General features: G+C 63.3%; 12 protein-coding genes. 3 read left to right on the forward strand and 9 right to left on the reverse strand.

Going from position 1 to position 15,147, the window contains the following annotated elements; genetic code table 11:
* The first annotated feature begins 33 nt into the window (after positions 1–33).
* Complete coding sequence (gene upp / locus PQV96_RS09410) at positions 34–663, forward strand: uracil phosphoribosyltransferase (RefSeq protein ID WP_066694515.1); 630 nt, start codon at positions 34–36, stop codon at positions 661–663.
* 156 nt (positions 664–819) lie between these two features.
* Here upp and PQV96_RS09415 read toward each other — a convergent pair whose 3' ends face one another.
* Entirely contained in the window at positions 820–2,553 is a 1,734-nt protein-coding gene (locus PQV96_RS09415; protein ID WP_066694509.1) for a nitrite reductase, read from the reverse strand.
* Between the two features lie 342 nt (positions 2,554–2,895).
* Between PQV96_RS09415 and PQV96_RS09420 the strand changes: the two genes are divergently transcribed.
* On the forward strand, positions 2,896–4,164 hold the full coding sequence (locus tag PQV96_RS09420) for an amidohydrolase family protein (protein WP_273625091.1): 1,269 nt from the start codon (positions 2,896–2,898) through the stop codon (positions 4,162–4,164).
* An 80-nt stretch (positions 4,165–4,244) separates the two neighbouring features.
* Here the strand turns inward: PQV96_RS09420 and PQV96_RS09425 are convergent, their stop codons facing one another.
* The 3 genes from PQV96_RS09425 to PQV96_RS09435 are packed head-to-tail and all read right to left on the reverse strand — an operon-like array spanning position 4,245 to position 9,284.
* Positions 4,245–5,426 carry an ABC transporter permease gene (locus tag PQV96_RS09425; protein WP_207375660.1) on the reverse strand — a complete coding sequence of 394 codons (1,182 nt, stop codon included), beginning with the start codon at positions 5,424–5,426 and terminating at the stop codon, positions 4,245–4,247.
* Position 5,427: 1 nt separating this feature from the next.
* The gene (gene rbbA / locus PQV96_RS09430) at positions 5,428–8,190 is read right to left on the reverse strand and encodes a ribosome-associated ATPase/putative transporter RbbA (protein ID WP_273625092.1); all 2,763 of its coding nucleotides are present in this window, start codon (positions 8,188–8,190) and stop codon (positions 5,428–5,430) included.
* Positions 8,187–9,284, reverse strand: a complete 1,098-nt coding sequence (locus PQV96_RS09435; protein ID WP_273625093.1) for an HlyD family secretion protein — start codon at positions 9,282–9,284, stop codon at positions 8,187–8,189. Before PQV96_RS09435 ends, rbbA begins: the two co-directional genes overlap by 4 nt.
* A gap of 270 nt (positions 9,285–9,554) precedes the next feature.
* Between PQV96_RS09435 and PQV96_RS09440 the strand changes: the two genes are divergently transcribed.
* Positions 9,555–10,583: an IS30 family transposase gene (locus PQV96_RS09440; RefSeq protein ID WP_273625094.1), complete on the forward strand. Its 1,029-nt coding sequence runs from the start codon at positions 9,555–9,557 to the stop codon at positions 10,581–10,583.
* 137 nt (positions 10,584–10,720) lie between these two features.
* Here PQV96_RS09440 and PQV96_RS09445 read toward each other — a convergent pair whose 3' ends face one another.
* The 5 genes from PQV96_RS09445 to PQV96_RS09465 form a co-directional block, all read right to left on the reverse strand.
* Positions 10,721–11,884 (reverse strand): GGDEF domain-containing protein, encoded by a 1,164-nt coding sequence (locus PQV96_RS09445; protein WP_273625095.1) that lies wholly within the window; start codon positions 11,882–11,884, stop codon positions 10,721–10,723.
* Between the two features lie 263 nt (positions 11,885–12,147).
* The gene (locus PQV96_RS09450) at positions 12,148–13,428 is read right to left on the reverse strand and encodes a hypothetical protein (RefSeq protein WP_273625096.1); all 1,281 of its coding nucleotides are present in this window, start codon (positions 13,426–13,428) and stop codon (positions 12,148–12,150) included.
* A gap of 20 nt (positions 13,429–13,448) precedes the next feature.
* The gene (locus PQV96_RS09455; RefSeq protein ID WP_066694498.1) at positions 13,449–14,201 is read right to left on the reverse strand and encodes a hypothetical protein; all 753 of its coding nucleotides are present in this window, start codon (positions 14,199–14,201) and stop codon (positions 13,449–13,451) included.
* Positions 14,202–14,230: 29 nt separating this feature from the next.
* Positions 14,231–14,869: a hypothetical protein gene (locus tag PQV96_RS09460; protein WP_273625097.1), complete on the reverse strand. Its 639-nt coding sequence runs from the start codon at positions 14,867–14,869 to the stop codon at positions 14,231–14,233.
* The gene (locus PQV96_RS09465) at positions 14,866–15,147 is read right to left on the reverse strand and encodes a DnaJ domain-containing protein (RefSeq protein ID WP_066786088.1); all 282 of its coding nucleotides are present in this window, start codon (positions 15,145–15,147) and stop codon (positions 14,866–14,868) included. Before PQV96_RS09465 ends, PQV96_RS09460 begins: the two co-directional genes overlap by 4 nt.

Raw genomic sequence — 15,147 nt, forward strand, 5'->3', positions numbered from 1 at the left:
TCCAAGTCATCTATTCGCTAATTCAGGTTTTTCATGAGCAACGTCACCGTCATCACCCACCCCCTCGTCCAGCACAAGCTCACGCTGATGCGCGAGAAGGACGCCAGCACCAACAGCTTCCGCCGCCTGCTGGGCGAGCTGTCCACGCTGATGGCTTACGAGGTGACGCGCGACATGCCGCTGCAGGACGTGCAGATCGAGACGCCGCTGGAGACCATGACCGGCAAGATGATCGACGGCAAGAAGCTGGTGCTGGTGTCCATCCTGCGCGCGGGCAATGGTTTTCTGGACGGCATGCTCAACGTGGTGCCCGGCGCCCGTGTGGGCCACATCGGCCTGTACCGCGACCCCAACACGCTGCAGCCGGTCGAGTACTACTTCAAGATGCCTTCCGAGATGGAAGAGCGCGACATCATCGTGGTGGACCCCATGCTGGCCACCGGCAATTCGGCTGCGGCCTGCGTAGACCGGCTCAAGCAGCTCAAGCCCCGCTCCATCAAGTTCGTGTGCCTGCTGGCTGCGCCTGAAGGCGTGGCCACGCTGCAAAAGGCCCACCCCGATGTGCCGATTTTCACCGCCGCCATCGACCGCGAACTCAACGACCACGGCTACATCCTGCCCGGCCTGGGTGACGCAGGCGACCGCATCTTCGGCACCAAGTAAGGCGAAAGCCCTGCGCCTACACCGCAGGCGTTGCGCAGGCAAAAAAAACGCCGCAGGGTACAAAACCCTGCGGCGTTTTTTTGTGCCCCGGTTTTCAAGCCGAGGCGCTGATACCTCTACCCACTGTGCGGGCAAGCCGCACAGTGCCTTGGGCCATCAATACACGTCGTGCTGCGTGTTGTTGATGTTGAAGTGACCCGTGGGGGTGATCAGACGTGGGTCCTTGATCACAGCCTTGAGCTTGAGGGTCTTGTCGTCCACCACCACGAGGGCAGATTGCTTGTCCTTGGCAGACCAGACGGCAAACCACACTTCATCGCCAGCCTTGTTGAACTCTGGCTGCACCACGCGCTTGGCACCGCCGTCGTCAGGCAAACCAGCCCACTCGGCGATTGGCAACACGGTGTAGCCCTTGTCCAGGTTCTTGATGTCGTACACCACCACCGACTGCGAGATCTTTGGATCAGGATTCAGCGGAGCGTCCGAATACAAGTGCTGCGACTTGGGGTGGCTCTTGATGAACAGCGCACCGCCGCCTGGGCCCTTGAGCTTGGCGACTTCCTTGAACGCATACTGGGCGTGCTTCTTGGGGTCGGTGCCGATCAGCGAGATGGTTTCGTCACCCAAGTGGCCGGTGGACCACACAGGGCCAAATTTAGGGTGCACAAAGTTGGCGCCACGGCCGGGGTGAGGTATCTTGCCCACGTCCACCACGGCTTGCAGCTTGCCTTCCTTGGCATCCACCACGCCGATCTTGTTGCTGTTATTCGCTGCCACCATGAAGTAGCGCTTGGTCGAATCCCAGCCGCCGTCGTGCAGGTAACGGGCTGAACCCAGCTCGGTGATCTTGAGGGCGTCCACGTCCTTGTAGTCCACCATCAGGGTCTTGCCGGTTTCCTTCACGTTCACGATGAACTCAGGCTTGAAGTGCGATGCCACGATGGATGCCACGCGGGGCTCGGGGTGGTATTCCTGGGTATCCACCGTCATGCCACGGGTCGAGACGATCTTCATGGGCTCCAGCGTGTCACCATTCATGATGACGAACTGAGGGGGCCAGTAAGCGCCGGCGATGGCCAGCTTGTCCGTGAAGTCGCCTTCCTTGCCCTTGTACTTGGAGGTATCCACCGAGCGGGCTTCCAGACCAATGCGGATTTCAGCAACGTTGTCAGGCTTGGCCATCCACAGGTCGATCATGTTCACGCGGCCGTCGCGGCCAATCACGAACAGGTAGCGGCCCGATGCCGAAGTGCGCGAAATGTGCACCGCGTAGCCGGTCTTGACGATGTTGATGATCTGCTTGGTGTCACCGTCAATCAGCGCCACTTCGCCCGTGTCACGCAGCGTGGTCGAGAAGATGTTGGCGATGTTGTAATCGTTCATCTTCTTGGTGGGGCGATCCTTCGGGGGCACCATCACCTTCCAGGTCTTCTTCATGTCCGCCATGCTCCACTCGGGGGGCATGGGAGGATCCTGCTGGATGTAGCGGGCCATCATGTCGACATCGGCCTCGCTCATTTCGCCGGAAGTCTGCCAGTTGGGCATGCCGGCTGGCGAACCGTAGGCGATGAACACCTTAAGGTAGTCCGTGCCCTTGGGCAGCGTCACATCCGGTGTCAGCGGCTTGCCCGTGGCACCTTTGCGCAGCACGCCGTGGCAGCCTGCGCAACGCTCAAAGTACGTCTGGCGCGCGCGGTCGAACTCGGCTTGCGTCATCTTTGGCGCAGCGGGGTTCGTGCTTTGGTACATCGGCTGATTGGCCAAAGGGGACGCGCCTGCCTGGTAGTTCATCTCGGCGGGTGTCACGCTCTTCTTGTCTTCGGCATACGCCGTAAGAGCCAGGGTGGACAGTGCCAGGGCCGCAAGGCGCGCCAGCTTTCGGGTTGTCATGGGGACTCCTTGTATGTCGCGGCCCAAGATGGCTCAATCTCCATCCCTCCAATAGGCCCGCCGCGGGCTGCGACGACTGGGGTTCGGCAGGCTCAGAGGCATTCTTTGTCAGCCAAACCGGCAGCGCTTTGATACCTATCAATGATTCATGTTAGATACCCATTTGGTTCAGGTGGCCCGATTCTGCGTGACGTTTTCATCACCATGACACCAAGAGCCACACCTGCCTCCGCGACAACAATGCAAGCGCATATCTCCCGCGCCCAACGGTGAAGCCCAGCACCTCTGCAGATCGCAAAAACCACGTATCCTGAGCAAAACCCGTCCTGCCCCTCTCACCCCATGCTTGACCTGCTCATCACCCACGCCACCCTGCCCGACGGGCGCCAGAACATGTCGATTGCCGTGCAAGGCGGCCGCATCACCGAAGTGACCGAAGGCCTGCAAGCCCCAGCGCATGAAACGGTGGACGCAGGCGGCCTGCTGGTGAGCCCGCCGTTTGTGGACGCGCATTTCCACATGGACTCGACCCTGAGCTACGGCCAGCCGCACGTGAACGAGAGCGGTACGCTGCTCGAAGGCATTGCGCTGTGGGGCGAACTCAAGCCCACGCTGACCCACGACGCCATCGTGCAGCGCGCGCTGCAATATTGCGACATGGCCGTGGCACGCGGGCTGCTGGCCATCCGCAGCCATGTGGACACCAGCCACCCCAGCTTGCTACCGGTGGAGGCGCTGCTGGATGTGAAGCAGCGTGTGGCGCCGTACCTGGATTTGCAGCTGGTGGCCTTTCCGCAAGACGGTGTGCTGCGTGCGCCCGGGGGGCTCGACAACCTGAAACGTGCGCTAGACATGGGCGTGGATGTGGTGGGCGGCATTCCGCACTTCGAGCGCACCATGGCCCAAGGGGCCGAGAGCGTGAAGATCCTCTGCGAGCTGGCCGCCGAGCGCGGCAAGCGCGTGGACATGCACTGCGACGAATCCGACGACCCGCACTCCCGCCACGTCGAAACCCTGGCGTTCGAAACCCAGCGCCTGGGCCTGCACGGCCGCGTGACGGGCTCGCACCTCACCTCCATGCACAGCATGGACAACTACTACGTGAGCAAACTCATCCCGTTGATGTGTGAGGCCGACCTGGGCGTGGTGGCCAACCCGCTCATCAACATCACCCTGCAAGGCCGCCACGACACCTACCCCAAGCGCCGGGGCATGACCCGCGTGCCCGAGCTGATGGCCGCCGGCCTGACGGTGGCCTTTGGCCACGACTGCGTGCTCGACCCCTGGTACAGCGGCGGCAGCGGCGACATGCTGGAAGCCGCGCACATGGGCCTGCATGTGGGCCAAATGACCAGCCAGGCGGGCATGCGCCAGTGCTTTGATGCGGTGACCGTGAACCCTGCCCGCCTGCTGGGCTTGGAGGGCTACGGCCTGGCCCCCGGCTGCCACGCGGACTTTGTGCTGCTGCATGCGCGCAACCCGGCAGAAGCCATTCGCCTGCGGGCCGCGCGCCTGGGCGTCTGGCGGCGCGGCCAGCGCGTGGCGAGCCAGCCGGCGCCCACGGCGGCATTAAACCTGCCTGGGCGGCCCGGTAACGTGGACTTTATGTAAAAAGCGGCTCCAGCGCTTATCTAGAAAGCGCAAGCAGCTACCAAATCAATAGCAAACCCCATAGCAACTGGCGCGCAAGATCAAGCCATCTGCGAGATAGTCTTGCGAAAGCGCGCCAGCGCCAGGGCAAACAGCACAGCGCCAATCGCCAGCAGCCACACCAGCGACGACCACACCACCGACAACCCCGCGCCCCGGTACAGGATGGCCTGAGACAGCTCGGTGAAATGCGTGGTGGGGGCCAGCGACATCACGTACTGCACCCACAGCGGCATGCTCTCGCGCGGGGTGATGCCGCCCGACAGCATCTCCAGCGGCATCATGGTCAGCACCATCAGCAGGCCAAACTGCGGCATGCTGCGCGCCAGGGTGGCCATGTAGATGCCCATGGAGGTGGTGGCAAACAGGTGCAGCACCGTGCCCAGCAAAAACAGCGATACCGAGCCCTCGATGGGCACGCCAATCGCCCACTGGATCACCACAGTGAGCGACCCCCAGGTGGCCACCAGCACCACCAGCGCCATGGCCCACACCTTGGCTAGCATGATCTCGGCCGGTGTCACGGGCATGACGAGCAAGTGCTCCACGGTGCCGTGCTCGCGCTCGCGGATCAGCGCCGCGCCGGTGAGGATGATGGAGAGCATGGTGACGATGTTGATCAGCTCCATCACCGAGCCAAACCATGCGGGCGTGAGCGCCGGGTTGAACCGGGCGCGCACGACCAGATCAATGGCAGGCGCAGGCACCGCCCGGTAGCGCTGCACGAACTCGGCCACCTCCAGCTGCACGATCTGCTGCACCGCGCCGTTGGAGGTAAAGGCCTGCATCATGCGCGTGGCGTCCATGTTGAGCTGCACGCGGGGCACCTTGCCCGCCAGCACGTCGCGCTGAAAGTTGGGCGGTATGTGCAGCACCAGCGTGTAGCGGCCCGCGTCCAGGCCGGGGTCTACGTCTTGCGGGGCGATCAGGTCTGGCCCCACAAACTGCGGCGCAAAAAAGGCGGTGGCAATGCGCTGCGAGAGGGTGGAAACATCCTCGTCCACGATGGCGATGGGCACGTGGTTCAGCGTCTCTGGCTGGGCCTTGCCTGCACTGTAGACCGCCAGCGTGGTGGTGTAGACGATGAGGACCAGCATCATCGGGTCGCGCCACAGGCTCCACAGCTCTTTGATGCCCAGACGGAAGATGGTGGCGCAGCGCGCCCACAGCGTGGCCGTGCGGCTGCGGGCGTGTGAAGGTGCAGACGAAGGGCTTACGGGCATGTCAGCTCTCCTGTTTGCGCAGCAGCGCAATCGCGGTGCCGATGATGACCGGGGCCGAGATGCCTAGCGCCCAGAACTCGGGCTGCAGGTCTTGCAGCGACAGCGCCTTGCTGAACACGCCCCGGCTGATGGTGAACATGTGGCTGGCGGGGTAGACCTCTCCAATCCACCGGGCCACGCCCACCAGCGACGACACCGGGTTGATGAGCCCCGCAAACTGCACCGCCGGGATCAGTGTGCCCACCATGGCAAAAAACATGGCCGCAATCTGGCTGCGCGTGACGGTGGACGCCAGCAGCCCCATGCCCGTGGAGCACAGACTGAACAACAGCGCCGCCCCCGTCAGCGTGGCAAAGCTGCCCGTGATGGGCGTGCCAAACACTGTGACGGCCGCCAGCGCCATGAGCCCAAAGTTGAGCATGGCCAGCGCCACATAGGGCAACTGCTTGCCCAGCATGAATTCGGTGCGCGTGGTGGGCGTGACGTACAGGTTGATGATGGAGCCCATTTCCTTCTCACGCACCACCGCCAAGGCAGTGAGCATGGCGGGCAGCATGAGCAGCAGCAGCGGGATGACCGCAGGCACCATGGCGGGCAGGCTGCGCACATCGGGGTTGTAGCGGTAGCGGGTTTCTACCTCCAGCAAGGCCGTGGGGGCCACGCCGGTGCGGCTGCGCACCGCATCGACCAGCCACTGCTGGTGCATGCCCTGCACGTAGCCCAGCACGGTCTGTGCGCGCTGGGGCATGGCACCGTCTACCCAGGCGGCAATCTGCACAGGCTTGCCCCGCTCTACATCGCGGCCAAAGCCAGGCGGGATCTCGATGGCCAGCGACAGCTCGCCCGAGCGCATGCGCCGGTCCAGCTCGGCGTATTCGACCAGCGGTGGGCGCTCTACAAAATAGCGCGAACCCGACAGGTTGAGCGCATAGGCGCGGCTGGTGGCCGTCTGGTCGCGGTCCAGCACGGCAAAGCGCAGGCTCTCCACATCCATGCTGATGCCGTAGCCCATCACAAACATCAGCAGCAGCGAGCCCAGCAGAGCCAGGGCGCTGCGCACCGGGTCACGCCGCAGCTCCAGAGCCTCGCGCCACTGCGTGCTGTGGATGCGCACCAGGCTGTGGCGCAAGCGGGTGGCCCAGCCAGCACGGGCGGGCGCACTATGCAACACAGGCGTTGCTGCAGCGGCCGCCAGCGTTGGCGCATCAGCCCCCTGCTCTGCCAGGCTTGGGCTGCCTGCAGCCTCTTGCAGGTAGCCAATGAAGGCTTCTTCCAGCGTGGCCGCCCCACGCTGGGCCACGATGTCTGCCGGGGCCGCACTGGTGAGCACCCGGCCTGCATGCATGAGCGAGATACGGTCGCAGCGCTCGGCCTCGTTCATGAAATGGGTGGAGATGAAGATGGTGACCTTGTCGCGCCGCGCCAGCTCTACCATCAGCCGCCAAAAGTTGTCTCGCGCAATCGGGTCCACGCCCGAGGTGGGCTCGTCCAGGATCAGCAGCTCGGGCTGGTGCACCATGGCCACGGCCAGCGACAGCCGCTGGCGCATGCCCAGCGGCAACTGCATGGGCAGCGTGCTGCGTGCGGCCTGCAGGTCAAACCGCTCCAGCATGGTCTGCACGCGCTGGGGCACCTCGGCCTCCGGCACATGGAACAGGCGGGCGTGCAGCACCAGGTTTTGCTCTACCGACAACTCGCTGTACAGCGAGAACGCCTGCGACATATAGCCCACACGGCGGCGCGTGGCCATGTCCTTGGGGTCTACCGGCTGGCCAAACAACCAGGCCTTGCCGTCTGTGGCGGGCAGCAGGCCGGTGAGCATCTTCATGGTGGTGGACTTGCCGCACCCATTGCTGCCCAAAAAACCAAAAATCTCGCCGCGCTGGATGCGAAAGCTCACATGGTCCACCGCCACAAAGTCGCCAAACTGCATGGTCAGGCCCTGGGCCTCGATGGCGATTTCTGCCGCCGCATCGGCTTGCAGGGGGGTGATGACCACGGGCTGGTGCCCGCGCCGCTTGGCCTCGGGCAGCAGGGCCACAAAGGCGGCTTCCAGGCTGGCGTGGCCGGTGCGCTGCATCAGCTCGGCGGGCGTGCCCGTGGCCAGGATACAGCCTTCGTCCATGGCCACCAGCCAGTCAAAACGCTGGGCTTCTTCCATGTAGGCCGTGGCCACCAGCACGCTCATGCCGGGGCGCCCGGAGCGGATGCGGGCAATCAGATCCCAGAACTGGGCGCGGGCCAGCGGGTCCACGCCGGTGGTGGGCTCGTCCAGGATGAGCAGGTCCGGGTCGTGGATGAGCGCGCAGCACAGGGCCAGCTTCTGCTTCATGCCGCCCGAGAGCTTGCCCGCAGGCCGAGCCAGAAACGGATAAAGCCCGGTGCTGCGGGTCAGGTCGTCAATGCGGCGGCGACGCTCGGCCGTATCGTGGCCAAACAGGCGGCCAAAGAACTGCAGGTTCTCTTCCACCGACAGCGTGGGGTACAGGTTCTTGCCCAGGCCCTGCGGCATGTAGGCAATGCGCGGGCACACGGCATCGCGGTGGCGGCCATCGGCCATATCACCGCCCAGCACCTGCACCTGCCCTTGCTGCACGGCACGGGCCCCGGCCACCAGCGCCATCAGGCTCGATTTGCCCACCCCGTCTGGCCCGATCAGGCCAACCATGCAGGCCGCAGGCACCTGCAGGTCGATGCCTTGCAGCGCCAACGTGGCGCCGTAGCGCTGGCTGACGCCCGTGAGGGTGACGACCGGTGCAGTCACTGCGCGGCCTTGGGGGCTGCGGTTTGCAGGCTTTCCTTCACCGCGAGCTGCTGGGGCCAGGTGGCGTTCGGGTCAATGCGCAGCCACGCCACGCCGGGAAGGCCAGTCTTGACCTGCTCGCGGTGGCGTACCAACAGCTTCTTGGGGATTTGCGCGCGCACGCGGAACATGAGCTTTTGCCGCTCGCTGGCGGTCTCCACTGTCTTGGGGGTGAACTGCGCGGTGCTGGCCACAAACGATACGCTGGCGGGAATCACAAAGTCCGGCGCGGCGTCGAGCACGATGCGCACTTCGCTGCCCAGCGCCACGCGTCCTGCCACCGTTTCGGGCAGAAAAAAGGTCATGTACACGTCGGTCAAATCGGCCAGCTGCAGCACGCGGGCACCTGCGCCCACCACCTCGCCGGGCTGCACCACGCGGAACTGCACGCGGCCATCGCGCGGGGCCTTCAGCTCGCTGTCGGCCAGCTCCACGTCGATGCGGGCCAGTGTGGCCTGCAGCGCGCGCACATTGGCCTCGGCACTGGTCACCTGGGTGCGGGCAGCGCTGATGCCCGCCTGCGCGGCCTTGGCCTGCGACTGGGCTGCCGTCAGGGCGGCTTGCAGGCTGCGCACCTTGGCGCGGTCGTCATCGAGCAACTGGGTGGAGAAGAAGCCGTCCCGCGCCAGTTGTTCAGAGCGCGGCAGACGCCGCTTGGCGGTGTCGAGGTCGCTGTCGCGCTGCGCTACCACCGCCAGGGCCGACTGGTAGTCGCTTTCGCGCTGGGCCACCTGCACCTGAGCACTGCTCACGGCCAATTGCGCCTGCTGCAGGCGGGCCATGGCCTCGTCGCGCTGCGCCTGCAGGCTGTCGATCTGCATGCGGGCCACCGGCTGGCCAGCCGTGACAAAGTCACCCTCACCCACCAGGATGTCGATGACCCTGCCCGCTTGCTTGGTAGCGACGGCCACCTCCGTGGCTTCAATGCGGCCGTTACCGCTGACAAATCCCTCGCCGGGCCCCTGGGTCTTCCAGGGTGCCCAATACACCAGCCCTGCAGCCAGTGCCGCCAGCAGCACCACTGCGGCAGCAAAGGTCTTGAGCTTCTTGTTCATGCTTCCTCCTTATGGTCTTCACCGCACGCCGCTGGGCCAGTGCGCAAGAACACGCATCGGGTGAAGCCTTGAAGCAGTCAATGCTATGCCATCCGCATGACAGGCCAGGGAGCGGGGCGCGTATCAGTTGACCTGCGTCAATGCTCATGGGGCCTGGAGTGAAGAAACAGCTTGGCGGCACCAGGCAGTGGCTATACACATCAAAATGGGCTCTAGCGCTCGGCGACCTCAAATCTGAAGTGCAACACCCCCTTCAGAATAGAGGCCTCCATGAGCAAAAGAACCTACGAGCAGATCACAGAATCGGAGCGCCACGCCATAGCGCTGGGCCTGCAGCAAAAGCAAAGCCTGCGGGCCATTGCCCGCGCTCTAGGCCGCAGCCCCAGCACCATCAGCCGCGAGATCCTGCGCAATGCAGGAGGCAAAGGCTACGTCAGCCGCTTTGCCCATCAGCGCTGCCGTATTCGCCGCATCCATAGCCGCCCCCAGCCCAAACTACTGCGCTCAGGCGTCTTGTTCAAGCAGGTGTGCGAGTATCTGCGCCAGCATTGGTCGCCCCAGCAAATTGCCGGGCAACTGAAGAAACTTCATCCCTACGACAGGCGCCAGCGAGTGTCACACGAGAGCATTTACACCTGCATCTATGCCCAGCCCCGGGGAGAGCTCAAGAAGGAATTGGTGGCCTGTCTGCGCATGGCCCACGCCAAGCGCTGGCCCCGCTCCAAGGGCAAGGACCGGCGTGGGGAAATCCAGGACTTGCTGAGCATCCATGTGCGCCCACCGGAAATAGAGGACCGTCGGCTTCCAGGCCACTGGGAGGGCGACCTCATCAAGGGGGCGAACAACGCCAGCGCCATTGGCACCCTGGTCGAGCGCACCACGCGCCTGGTATTGCTGGTCAAGCTACCCCATCCCAATCCAGCGACAGCCGCGCATGTGCTGCAGGCATTCAGCGACAAGCTCAATGGCGTTGCCAGCCCGATGCGCCAGAGCCTGACCTACGACAGGGGCCGCGAGATGGCCGAGCACGCCAGACTCACCCAGAACACAGGCATGAAGGTGTACTTCTGTGACCCCTACAGCCCTTGGCAGCGGGGTAGCAACGAGAATACCAATGGGCTGCTGCGCCAGTACTTCCCCAAGGGTACGGACCTCAGTGGCTACACCCAGGAGCAGCTTGATGCGGTGGCCGATGAACTCAACGGGCGGCCCAGGATGACCCTGGGTTACAGCACGCCCTTGGAGGTCTATGCCCAGCACCTGCATCGCTTGAGCCAGCTGCCTGAGTCTGTGCACTGAGCAACAACAATAAATGTTGCACTTGGACTTGAATCCGCCCTCTATAGAAAAGCGTCACTAGCTACATTTTTAATAGCAAAAAGAGAAAGGCGACTCCACCGCCCCTCCCACTGCGAGGCGCCTCGTTCGCAAGCGCCCTAAATTGGCACTGGAGACTCCGCCACTTCGACGCGATTGCGCCCGTTTTGCTTGGCCAAGTACATGGCCGCATCCGCACGCTTGAGCACTGTCTCGGCGGAATCACCGCGCGTGCACAGGGCTACCCCAATGCTCACCGTGACGGGAATGGTGTGGTGGTCCGCACGCAAAGGCTGGCTTTCCACCAGGGCTCGCAGGCGCTCGGCTACCGCTTCGGCGCCCGGCCCATCGGCGTTGGGCAGAAAAATGGCGAATTCCTCCCCGCCCAGCCTGCCCATCACATCTTCCTTCCGTAGGCACTGCTGGGCCAGGGCCACAAACTGGCGCAGCACATCGTCCCCCCCGCTATGCCCACAGGTGTCATTGATTTTCTTGAAGTGATCGAGGTCCAGCGCCAGCACGGGCAGCCCCTGGCGCATGCGCTGGGCGTTGCTGATGGCCTTGTCCAGCAGCGTGAGGTAGGCGCGGCGATTGAACACGTTGGTCAGCGAGTCCATTTCCGCCAGGTGGCGCAGTTCTGTGGTGACGTGTTCGTTGGTCAGCAGCAAGGTCCCAAAGGCGATCATCACCAAGGCCACGGTCGATTCCAGCGCCACATACTGCGAAATCCGCTGCGCCATGTCGGACCCGGCCTCCGCCGCGCTGACCAGACCAAAAAGCGCCGGGCGGAGCAGCAGAAATGCGCCATGAAAACCCACCATGGCCGCAAAAATATAACGGGCGGGTACCTTGTTGAAGCCACCCCGCGCCAAGGTGACCGCTGTGAGCAGGAAGTACACCCCACCCACCAAACCCGAAAGCACAAAGCGCGCTACCGGATGGGGATGCCCCACGGTGAAATAAACCGCCAACGCCACCACCGCAACAATCGCTGCCGTTGCATATCCATGGTGTGGCAGCCGCAGCCCCAGGTAGGCGCGGCCGCCCAGAAAGCAGCAATACGCCGCCACTGCAATGCCTGCCTGGGCCACCACCACAGAGAGCACCAAGGGCATGTGCTCGCGCACCAGCAGGCTGGCACCAAAAACGGAGGCACTCAAAAATGAAAGCACCCAAAAACCCAGCCCAGGAATGTGCCTGTTGAACCGCCACACCAAATGCAGCACAGCGGTGACCAGCGCCGCGAGGATGGCGGCAAGGGCAATAAGGGTGGGACTGTGCACTGCAGGAGGGCGTGAGGCGCCGGTTTGGGAGCGAGCGAAGTAGCAAAAACCGCTGGCGTGTAGCCGGGAGTAGAACAGCCACCACCAACAAACCGCCGACAGGTTTTTCAGAACATGCCGCCGAAATGACTTTTAAATGTTAACCTGCCCGGCTACATACCAAAGCACGGCACAGAGATTTTTATACCCTGCGCAGTGGCGCGAACCAGACACCGAAGCGTCAGGTCTGCGACCACAACGCGGCACAGCACACGACCACGCCGTCAGCCAGCGACGTGGCACTCCCGACGCAACAGCGCCAGTGCGTCGTGCAGTTGGTAGTCCATATCGCTGGTCAAGGTCCTGGTCGCCTCTTGAACAAAACCGTTCCACAGCGCCAGGTAATCGTCTTGGTACACGCCAGGCGCGTGGGCCTGAATGAACTCAGCCGCCAATGGGGGCTGCCACCCATGCTTGCGAATGCGGCGCACCAGGCTGGCTGCAGCTTTTTCGGTGAGCAGCGTCTTCTTCGGAACCCCAGCAGCCACGCACAAGAACAGCGTGAGCAGCGAATGCTCATCGTCGTTGCCTTGTGTGGTCTTGGTCCATAGCTTGCTGGCGGGCTGCGGTGGCTCTGCAGCTTCGTCCAGTGCATCCAGGCTGCGGTGGTAGCTATCGACCTCGGCCAAGGGGTCGTCCAGCAGAAAGTACCGCGCGCGAAAGGCCCCCATGGGACGCAGCAAATTGCGCAGCGGCACAGCCGCATCCAGGAGCTTGGGCAAGTCGGCCAGCACTGCCGGACACTGTGCCTGAACCACCGGGCGCATGTCTGCAGGCAGGCCTGGGGGCAAACGCAGCGCGGTGGGTGCTGGCTGCTTTTTCTTGCGCAGTGCTGTCACCAGTTTTTCGAAACCTACCGTGTGCGGCCATTCGCCAGCAGCCATCGCGCTGGGGGCCAGGGCCTGCATCAAGAGACCGGTGCGGATGACAGCCTCTGCATCCGCCCCCGCAGACTCCAGCTCGTCCGTGTCCAGGTCAAACTGTTCAGCCAGCCACTGGGCTGCCGTGATGGCCTGGGCCATCTGGCTGCGCCGCGCCAGTTCGGCCTGGTATTCCGCATGGCTGCGAAGCGTCCAGACGGCCAGCAGCGCTGTCTGTGCATCGTCGTAGCCCGCCATGCCGAAATTGCTGCTCTCGGGCATGGCGATCAGCTTTTTGAGCATGTCGGACCCGCCTTTGGACCGCGACAGCAACGAGTTGTCGCGCAGCGACACAGCGGCCTTGTCCAGATCGCCGCCCGTGGTCTCCAGCAGGAACAGGCTGATCATGTTGACCATGCGGTCCCGCGCTTTTTCAAGCTCGGGGCGCAGAAACTCGCTGCCAAAGTACCGGGCGATCTGCACGATGCCCTTGGGCGCATCGGCATTGATGGTGGCAAGCCGCTCTGCGTCGATGATGCCGCGTCGTACGCCGTGGGCCAGCACCTTGTCGAAGAACGGGCGTGCGTCGTGCAGTTGCAGTGCGTTGCCCGCTGGCACAGCGCTAGGATCGGTGGTTTCAGGCATGGCTTGGTTCGCAGGCCCGTTCAAATGGCAGATTCTTCATCAGACACGTGGGCTGCGGGTGTGGCCTTGCCGCGGTCGGTCTCGCTGGTCTCAAACTTGCCGTCGTCTTCTTCCGCAGGCTCTTCGGCGTCGTCCAACCCCAGATCAAAGGCCCGCGCCTTGGCCCGCAGCACCAGCAAGGTTTCAATGAACAGGTCGCGGCATTCGTAACGCAGCAACCAGGCCATTTGCATCCAGTCGCCATCGGCCACTTCGTCTAGCTCCACGCGGGGCTGCACATAACCCGACGCCAGGAGCTCGTCATCGCTCAGCGTGGGGCCATAGTCCTCGGTGGCATCAAACGTGCCGGTGCGGGCAAAGGCTTCCAGTCGGCTCCACTTCTCTGCGAAGTAATTGGCCAGGGCCTCGGCCCCACCCTCCAGATTGCCAATCGCGTTCAAAAACTCCACCGGGTCTGCATCGTCGCGAAACACCACGGCGTTGACCATGTTGCGCAGGTGCGTGTGGGTCAGGTCCTTGTATTGCTTTTCAAGCACCATGGCCCGCGCGAATTGCTCAGGGGTGACCAGCAGGTTCACTACGGAGGCCTTGGAGTCGTCGTATTCGCGCATGACGGCCAAGATGTCTTTGGGCTCCAGCTGATCCAGCACGACCATCAGGGCGTTGTCGCCTTCGGTGTCTGCCAACTCAGCCAGGGCAGACTCAGCGCCCACGATGTCGCCTGCAGCAATGAGACTGGTAGTTTTGGTGATGAGGGCCAGGTGATTGCTCATGGATGTCGGTGCAGTGGTTGGGGGATGGATCAGTCTTTGCGCTCAAAGCCCACGTCGGCCAGCCAGTTCGCACTGGCCTCTTCGCGGCTGCGGCTGTCGTGTGGTTCCACGACATCGTCGGCACTCAGTGCGTCGTAGTCATCGTCGTGCTCGCGGTCGTCCGCATCTTCCTCATCACCTTCAGCATCTTCCTCATCACCTTCAGCATCTTCCTCATCACCTTCAGCATCTGCCTCATCACCTTCAGCATCTGCCTCGCCACCCACAGCCGAACCCGCAAACCTGGACTGCTGCAAATACTCCAAACCGGCAGCTATCACCATGAAACGGTCGCCACCTGGCTCCGCAAGCACGGTCTTGGCCAGCGCTGCTGCCCAGGGCTCCAGGAAGACGCAAGTGCTCAGGCTTTCCCACGATGGCAGATGGTCTTGCCCCACGGCGAGCGCCTGTTCCAGCGGAGCAGCGCGGGTGAAGCGAAAACCTTGGTGGAAGACCACAGCCACCATCTCCGGGGCCAGCTCCATCATCTTGACCAAGAAGCCGATCTCCGAACGCTTTTGGGCCAGCCGCTTGCGCAGCACATCCTTGCCTTCGGAGTCTTGGGTCAGGTCATCAATCTCGGCCTGATAAGCCGAGCGCAAGTCATGGAAAAAAGGAGAAATTTTCACGGGGCAAGAATGTTGTGGGTGTAGGTTTGCCAGATTTCCTGGGCGGTCTGCAGAGGGTCGTCTAGCAGGTTGCGGCGGCGGTTATCGTCATAGGCTTGGCGAGCGGCCTCATCCGAGAGCACCTCATAAGCCTTTTGCACGGCAGCGAAGCGCTGAGCGGCATCTGGGGCATCGTTCCTGTCTGGGTGATAGAAAGAGGCTTTCTGCCGAAAGGCTTTTTTGATATCTGCCAACGAAGCATGGGCCGCCAGCCCCAAAGCAGAGTAGTGATCGGTCAT

The organism is Acidovorax temperans, from assembly GCF_028596105.1.
In the GTDB taxonomy this organism is placed as follows: domain Bacteria; phylum Pseudomonadota; class Gammaproteobacteria; order Burkholderiales; family Burkholderiaceae_C; genus Acidovorax; species Acidovorax temperans.

Coding starts and splice junctions, on each gene's coding strand:
- upp (WP_066694515.1), top strand. CDS start 34: ATGAGCAACGTCACCGTCATCACCCACCCCCTCGTCCAGCACAAGCTC.
- PQV96_RS09435 (WP_273625093.1), bottom strand. CDS start 9,284: ATGAACAAGAAGCTCAAGACCTTTGCTGCCGCAGTGGTGCTGCTGGCG.
- PQV96_RS09455 (WP_066694498.1), bottom strand. CDS start 14,201: ATGAGCAATCACCTGGCCCTCATCACCAAAACTACCAGTCTCATTGCT.
- PQV96_RS09420 (WP_273625091.1), top strand. CDS start 2,896: ATGCTTGACCTGCTCATCACCCACGCCACCCTGCCCGACGGGCGCCAG.
- PQV96_RS09415 (WP_066694509.1), bottom strand. CDS start 2,553: ATGACAACCCGAAAGCTGGCGCGCCTTGCGGCCCTGGCACTGTCCACC.
- PQV96_RS09425 (WP_207375660.1), bottom strand. CDS start 5,426: ATGCCCGTAAGCCCTTCGTCTGCACCTTCACACGCCCGCAGCCGCACG.
- PQV96_RS09450 (WP_273625096.1), bottom strand. CDS start 13,428: ATGCCTGAAACCACCGATCCTAGCGCTGTGCCAGCGGGCAACGCACTG.
- PQV96_RS09465 (WP_066786088.1), bottom strand. CDS start 15,147: ATGACCGATCACTACTCTGCTTTGGGGCTGGCGGCCCATGCTTCGTTG.
- PQV96_RS09440 (WP_273625094.1), top strand. CDS start 9,555: ATGAGCAAAAGAACCTACGAGCAGATCACAGAATCGGAGCGCCACGCC.